The organism is Sphingosinicella sp. YJ22 (assembly GCF_011320075.1).
Taxonomy (GTDB): domain Bacteria; phylum Pseudomonadota; class Alphaproteobacteria; order Sphingomonadales; family Sphingomonadaceae; genus Allosphingosinicella.
This window is the reverse complement of record NZ_JAANPA010000038.1, coordinates 26,172-32,431: the sequence shown is the minus strand read 5'-3', so window position 1 is coordinate 32,431 and position 6,260 is coordinate 26,172. Positions and strand designations below refer to the sequence as shown.

8 protein-coding genes are annotated in these 6,260 nt (G+C 69.8%); 1 reads left to right on the top strand and 7 read right to left on the bottom strand.

Annotation, left to right across the window (positions count from 1 at the left end):
• From G7B71_RS12820 to G7B71_RS12800, 5 genes are all read right to left on the bottom strand, one after another.
• Positions 1–563, bottom strand: a 563-nt coding sequence (locus G7B71_RS12820; protein WP_207774798.1) for a FeoB small GTPase domain-containing protein, incomplete at its 3' end; no start/stop codon positions are given.
• Positions 560–862, bottom strand: a complete 303-nt coding sequence (locus G7B71_RS12815; RefSeq protein ID WP_166041487.1) for a FeoA family protein — start codon at positions 860–862, stop codon at positions 560–562. The genes G7B71_RS12820 and G7B71_RS12815, both read right to left, overlap by 4 nt.
• 51 nt (positions 863–913) lie before the next feature.
• Entirely contained in the window at positions 914–2,119 is a 1,206-nt protein-coding gene (locus tag G7B71_RS12810; protein WP_166041485.1) for a GGDEF domain-containing protein, read from the bottom strand.
• A 122-nt stretch (positions 2,120–2,241) separates the two neighbouring features.
• Positions 2,242–2,913: a COQ9 family protein gene (locus G7B71_RS12805; protein WP_207774797.1), complete on the bottom strand. Its 672-nt coding sequence runs from the start codon at positions 2,911–2,913 to the stop codon at positions 2,242–2,244.
• Positions 2,914–2,919: 6 nt separating this feature from the next.
• Positions 2,920–3,810: a DMT family transporter gene (locus tag G7B71_RS12800; protein WP_166041483.1), complete on the bottom strand. Its 891-nt coding sequence runs from the start codon at positions 3,808–3,810 to the stop codon at positions 2,920–2,922.
• Positions 3,811–3,907: 97 nt separating this feature from the next.
• On the opposite strand from G7B71_RS12800, the gene G7B71_RS12795 reads away from it, so the two are divergent.
• Complete coding sequence (locus tag G7B71_RS12795) at positions 3,908–4,519, top strand: heme-binding protein (protein WP_166041481.1); 612 nt, start codon at positions 3,908–3,910, stop codon at positions 4,517–4,519.
• Positions 4,520–4,522: 3 nt separating this feature from the next.
• Here the strand turns inward: G7B71_RS12795 and ribH are convergent, their stop codons facing one another.
• Both ribH and ribB read right to left on the bottom strand, forming a co-directional pair.
• Positions 4,523–4,945 (bottom strand): 6,7-dimethyl-8-ribityllumazine synthase, encoded by a 423-nt coding sequence (ribH, locus tag G7B71_RS12790; RefSeq protein ID WP_166041479.1) that lies wholly within the window; start codon positions 4,943–4,945, stop codon positions 4,523–4,525.
• 2 nt (positions 4,946–4,947) lie between these two features.
• Positions 4,948–6,237, bottom strand: a complete 1,290-nt coding sequence (gene ribB, locus G7B71_RS12785; protein ID WP_166041477.1) for a 3,4-dihydroxy-2-butanone-4-phosphate synthase — start codon at positions 6,235–6,237, stop codon at positions 4,948–4,950.
• Positions 6,238–6,260 lie beyond the last annotated feature (23 nt).

Here is a 6,260-nt window from a genome sequence, read left to right as displayed (position 1 = left end):
CAGGCGTGTGCTCTTCCGACCTCCGGCGCCGACCCCGCGCCGCGCGGCGCCGCGACCGCCTCGGACAGCGCCTCGCGCAGCGAGTCGGCGCCGCGGCGGCGCACCGCCACGGTCTCGATCACCGGTGCGCCGAGCTCGGCGGCAAGAACGGTCGGGTCGATCTTGAGGCCGTCGCGGCGGGCGAGGTCGACCATGTTGAGCGCGACGACGGTGGGGATGCCGAGGCCGATCACCTGCAGCGCGAAGCGCAGATGATTGTCGAGATTGGTCGCGTCGAGGACGAGCAGCAAGGCGTCGGGCAGGCGCTCGCCTTCCTGGCGGCCGAGCACGACGTCGCGGGTCACCGCCTCGTCGGGGCTCGAAGGCTCAAGGCTGTAGGCGCCGGGAAGGTCGACCAGCTCGGCCGGGCGGCCGTCGGCCAGGCTGAGCCGCCCCGACTTACGCTCGACGGTGACTCCGGGATAATTGCCGACCTTCTGGCGAGCGCCGGTCAGCATGTTGAACAGGGCGCTCTTGCCGGCATTGGGGTTGCCGACGACCGCGACGAGCGGAATTGAGGTCATTCTGCTGCCAGGCCCGCCGCAACGCCGTCAGGAATGGAAGCGGCCGGCTCGGCGGCGGCGAGCGGCGCGACTCCGATCACCCGCGCATGGGCGCGGCGCATCGCCAGAGTCATTCGGCCGATGCGGATGGCGAGCGGATCGCGGCCGAACGGCGCGCCGTGCAGCGCCTCGACCTGAACGCCTTCGTCGAGGCCGAGATTGCGCAGGCGCAGGGCATCGGCATCGGTGAGCTGGGACCAGTCGACGGAGATGACGGTCGCGGCTTGGCGAAACGGCAATTGATCGAGGCGCAGAGTCATTGCTGCGAGTGATTATCAATAGAAGTAGGCGAAAGCGAGTCCTATGTCGCCTCAGCGATGCGCCGCGTGGGCGGCCGTTCGCAGATCGCTTAGCTGCGGCGGGAGGGGTCTTCCGGCCTCCTCGTCGTCGGCTTCGTCGGCGACCACGCAGCAGCAGCGCTCGCCCGACTTGGCGCGGTACAGGGCCTCGTCGGCCGCGGCGATCATCGCCTCGAGACTGCGCGCCTTGTCGCCCTGAAGCGCGGCGCCGACGCTGGCGCCGATCAGCACGCCCTGCGAGCCGATGACATAGGGGAGGCCGGCGACGGCGGCGATCATCGCCTCGCCGCGGTCGCGGGCATGGGCCGCGCTCGCCATCGGCGCGACAAGCAGGAATTCGTCGCCGCCGATCCGGGCGAAGATGTCGCCCGTTTTCATCGTGTCGCGCAGGCGGGCGGCGACCATCGCCAGCAGGTCGTCGCCAGCCGCGTGGCCCATCGTGTCGTTGACCCGCTTGAACCCGTCGAGATCGAGGAACAGGCAGCCGAGGCGCAGGCCGGCAGGCGCCGCCGCGATCGCATCGGCGAGACCGGTGCGGTTGAGGAGGCCGGTCAGAGCGTCGTGGCGGGCGCGATGCCCGTTCTCGTGCTCGGCGCACAAGGCTGCGACCATGGTGCCGTTCATCCACCAGGCGGCGCGGGTCATGATCACCACATAGAGCGGCATCTGGAGGGCGGCGACGAGCAGGATCGGCTCGCCCGAGAGGCCGCAGGCGATCGCTCCCGGCAAGGTCGAGACGATCAGCATCGCGCAGGCGAGCCGCGGCGCGCCGAAATAGCGGAAGGACAGTCCGCCGAGCATGGCCGCCATCGACATGCCGGCGATCGTCGCCGCGACCCAATCGCCGCTCATCACCACCGCGAATGTGCCCAGGCCTATGCCGGCGCCCCACAGAAGCGACAGAATGACGTAGAGGTCGACGGGCGCCGGCGCGCCCTTCTCGCTGGCGCGGCGGCAGACGAGCAGCACCTGGAGCCTCACCGCGGCGAGCAGGATCTCGAAGCCTGCCCAGATGTAGAGCAGGGGCGTATCGATGCGCGCGGCGAGGATGGCGGCGATGAGGATCGTGTTGAAGACGGCCCCGACATAGATGGTCAGCGAGCCGTAGACGTTGGCGAGCAGACGGGCGCGCACGGGCGCCGGAATGTCCCTGCCGATATCGAGAAGCCAGCGGGTGGCGCGCAAGCGCGCCGAACCGCCATAACCCACTCCGTCCACTTCGCCGACGTTCCTTCTGCGACGCGGACGCCCCCTCCCGCGATGAGAAAGGCCTAACGAAAGCTAATTAATGGACCGCGAGAAGCCACGGTTAAGGCGGTCTCAACCAAGACGCGTCCGCCTCAGTTCGGGTAGCGCAGGCGCCCGAGGAAACGGCTCAGCGAGGGGCGGCGGGCAGCGCGAGCGGTGAACTGTGCTTTCACCTTCTCGAACTTCATCACGTCGTCGATGCGGCGGGCGAGGAAGGCGCGGGTCGCGGCCAGGTCGTCGCTTTCGTCGTCGAGGAAGACGAAGGTGGTCGAGGCGTAGACGCCGATCAGGATCGCACGCTTTGTGTAGTGATTGTAATCGGTCGCGGTGTCGCCGGCGGTGCGCCAGATGCGGTCGGCGCTGCGCCAGGCGAGGCGGCCGGCGGCGACCGCATTCTGCGGCATGGCAAGCGTGGCGAGCGCGCGCCGAAGCGCCTCGCGATGGGGACGCAGGAGCTGGAATCGGAACAGGATCAGCTCGCCGATGCGCTCGCGGATCTTCATCGCCGCGATCCGCTCGGGCGGGAAAGCGAGCAGCATCGAGCGGTCGACCCAGTCGAACCAGGCGTCGATCATCTCGACCGCGCCGCCGGGGAAGGCGATCCGCGCCCGTTCGGCCGGAACTCCGAGCTCGGACGCGGCCATGGCGAGCGCCCGCTCCGTCCAGCCGTCGAAGGCGGTGTGGCCGGCGAGCAAGGGCGCGAGCGCCTCCTTCAGCTCATCGAGGGTCATGTCGGCGGGCGGGATGGCGGCGGCCTGGTCCATGGCGCTTCAATGATCCTCGGACGGATTGGTGGCAAGGCCGCGCTGCGGCAGACGGATGAGGACGAGGCCGACGCAGATCAGCAACGCGCCCGCCAGGTCGACCGCCCCCAGCCGCTCGCCATAGACGCCCCAGCCGATCGCCGCAGCGGCGATGGGCTGGGTGAGCAGTCCGAGGCCGGTGACCACTGGGCTCAGATGGCCCATCGCGAAGACGAGCAGCGACTGGCCGATCAGCTGGCTGCCGATCGACAGCAGGATGACCGGGCCCCAGTCGCCGGGCATGACCTGTTCGCCGAGCAGGATGGCGAAGAGCAGGATCGGCAGGGTGCCGGCGGCGGTGGCGATGGCGAGCGTCGGGAAAGGCGCGAGGCTGCGCCGCGCCCGGTCCACCGCGACCAGGTAGAAGGTGTAGAACAGGCCGGCGAGCAGGCAGAACAGGTCGCCGACGAGGTTGTCGGGCGACAGCTCGTAGCTGCTGCCGAGCAGCAGGAAGGTGCCGAGGACGGCGAGCAGCACAGCACCGCCCTGAACCCGGTCGGGAAGCCGGCGGAGCAGGATGAAGCCGTAGATCGCGAACAGGAAGCTCGCGAAATTGCCGAACAGGGTGGCGTTGGCGAGCTTGGTCTGGAGGATTCCGACATGCCAGGCGGCGAGGTCGGCTGCGAAGAACAGGCCGCCGATGACGACGGCTCCGACCAGGCTCCAGGCGGGAAGCGGCTTGCCCTTCTGCTGCCAGACGGCGAGCGCAGCGAGCAGCGGCAGCGCGAGGGCGAGACGCCAGAAGCCGGCGGCGACCGGGCCGACATCGGTGAGGCGCACCATCCATGGGCCGGCCGCCAGGAACAGGTTGGCGACGATCAGGGCGGGAAATGCCAGGCGGGGCGCGAGCGGCTGCATCGGTGCGCGGGCCTTGGCACAGCCGGGGGGTGAAAGGCCATATCGACTCATCGGCGACCCGGTCTTAATCGCCGGGCTGGCAAGGGAGAGACGAGGCATGACGGAAGCGGGCAAGCGAGGCAGCGGGCGGCGAAGGCTCGCTTACGGCGCGGCGGGCGCGGTCGCCTTGCTCGGCGCGGGCTGGTTCCTCTACCGCGAGCGCTCGGTCGAGAAGCCCAATTACCGGATAATCGAGGAGGATGGCGACTTCGAGCTGCGCGACTATCCCGCGTTGCTGGTCGCCGAGACGGTGGTGCAGGGCGACCGCGAGCATGGCCTCGACCAGGGCTTCGCACGGCTCGCCGACTATATCTTCGCCCGCCACCGCGAAGGCGAGAAGGTGGCGATGACGGCGCCGGTCCTGTCGTCTCCCGCGCCCGGCGGCGGCTGGCTCACCCGCTTCGTGATGCCCGCTTACTATACGGCCGATTCCGTGCCCGAGCCCGGCACGGACATCAGGATCGCGACGATCCCGCCGCGGCGGGTGGCGGCGCTGCGCTTCCACGGCGGCCCGGTCAGCGCGGCGCTGGGCGCGCGCGAGGCCCAGCTCGAAAGCTGGGTCGGCGCCAAGAAGCTCAAGCCGACCGGCCCCGCCGAACGCGCCTTCTACAATTCGGAGCGGATCCCCGGCCCGCTGCGCCGCGCCGAGGTGCTGATTCCGGTCGAATAGGCGCTAGCGCCCGAACTTCTCGCGAAGGTCGAGCAGGGCGAGCGCGGCCTTGGCCGCCTCGCCGCCCTTGTCCTTCTGCGCGGGATCGGCGCGGACCAGGGCCTGGGCCTCGTCCTCGACCGTGAGGATGCCGTTGCCGATGGCGAGGCCGTCGAGGGTGAGGGCCATGATGCCGCGCGCGCTCTCGCCCGCGACGATCTCGAAATGATAGGTCTCGCCGCGGATCACCACGCCGATGGCGACGAAGCCGTCATAACGGCCGCTCTCGGCGGCGAGGGAGATTGCGGCGGGGATTTCGAGCGCGCCGGGCACGGTCACGACCTCGACCTGGTGGCCGGCTGCTTGAAGCGCGGCGGTGGCGCCGGCGACGAGCATGTCATTCAGGTGCGCGTAGAAGCGCGCCTCGACGATCAGGAATTTCGCCATGGTCAGCGGGCCGCCAGCGGAATCGGCCGCTCCTCGACGATCGATAGACCGTAGCCGGCGAGCGCGACGGGCGCGTGATGGGTGTTGGTGAGCAGGATCATGTCGTGGACTCCGAGCGCTGCGAGGATCTGCGCGCCGACGCCATAATCGCGCAGCGCCTCATTGTCGGGTTGCGCCGGCTGGCCCGAGCGGACCTTGAGCGCCCGCGACAGCGCGCCTGGCATGTTGCGGTTGATGACCACGATGACGCCCGAGCCGGCGTCGCCGATCTGCTGCATCGCGCCTTCGAGCAGTCGGCCGCGGTCCGACGCCTCGCCGAAGCCGTCGGAGAGGAGGTCGAGGGCATGCATTCGGACCAGCACCGGCTGGCTCGGGTCGATCGCGCCCTTGACGAGCGCGACATGCTCTTGGCCGCCGGCCTTGTTGACGAAGGTGCGCGCGGTCCAGGTGCCGCCCCAGCGGCTGTCGAATTTGGCGGAGGCGGTCTCCTCGAGCAGGCGGTCCTTGCGCAGCCGGTAGGCGATGAGGTCGCGGATCGTGCCGATCTTCATCCCGTGAAGCTTGGCGAAGGGGATGAGGTCGTCGAGGCGGGCCATGGTCCCGTCCTCGCGCAGAATCTCGCAGATCACGCCCGAGGGGTTGAGCCCGGCGAGGCGCGACACATCGACCGCCGCCTCGGTGTGGCCGGCGCGGACGAGGACACCGCCGTCGCGCGCCATCAGCGGGAAGACATGGCCCGGGGTGACGATGTCGTCGCGGCCCTTGCCGGAGTCGATCGCGACCGAGATGGTGCGGGCGCGGTCGCCGGCCGAGATGCCAGTGGTGACGCCCTCGCGCGCCTCGATCGAGGTAGTGAAGGCGGTCTCGTGGCGGGTGCCGTTGTTGCGGCTCATCGGCTCGAGCCCGAGCTGCTCGACGCGATCCCTGGTCAGGGTCAGGCAGATCAGGCCGCGGCCGTGGCGGGCCATGAAGTTGATCGCCTCGGGAGTCGCCATCTGGGCGGGGATGACGAGGTCGCCCTCATTCTCGCGGTCCTCGTCGTCGACGAGGATGAACATGCGGCCGTTGCGCGCCTCGTCGATGATCTGCTCGGGCGACGCCATGACGTCACCCGGCCCGCTGGCGAGGAAGCGCTCGAGCTTCATCAGGGTCTCGGCGGTCGGGTTCCAGTCGGCCTCGCCGAGGCGGCGAAGCGAATTGGGGTGGAGCCCGGCGGCGCGGGCGAGGCCGGACCGGCTCATCTCCCCGGCGGCGACGAGATCGTTGAGGCGGTCGATAAGGATGGTGCTCATGGGCGGCTGGTATCACATCGTAA

Coding starts and splice junctions, on each gene's coding strand:
- G7B71_RS12815 (WP_166041487.1), bottom strand. CDS start 862: ATGACTCTGCGCCTCGATCAATTGCCGTTTCGCCAAGCCGCGACCGTC.
- G7B71_RS12805 (WP_207774797.1), bottom strand. CDS start 2,913: ATGGACCAGGCCGCCGCCATCCCGCCCGCCGACATGACCCTCGATGAG.
- G7B71_RS12800 (WP_166041483.1), bottom strand. CDS start 3,810: ATGCAGCCGCTCGCGCCCCGCCTGGCATTTCCCGCCCTGATCGTCGCC.
- G7B71_RS12795 (WP_166041481.1), top strand. CDS start 3,908: ATGACGGAAGCGGGCAAGCGAGGCAGCGGGCGGCGAAGGCTCGCTTAC.
- ribH (WP_166041479.1), bottom strand. CDS start 4,945: ATGGCGAAATTCCTGATCGTCGAGGCGCGCTTCTACGCGCACCTGAAT.
- ribB (WP_166041477.1), bottom strand. CDS start 6,237: ATGAGCACCATCCTTATCGACCGCCTCAACGATCTCGTCGCCGCCGGG.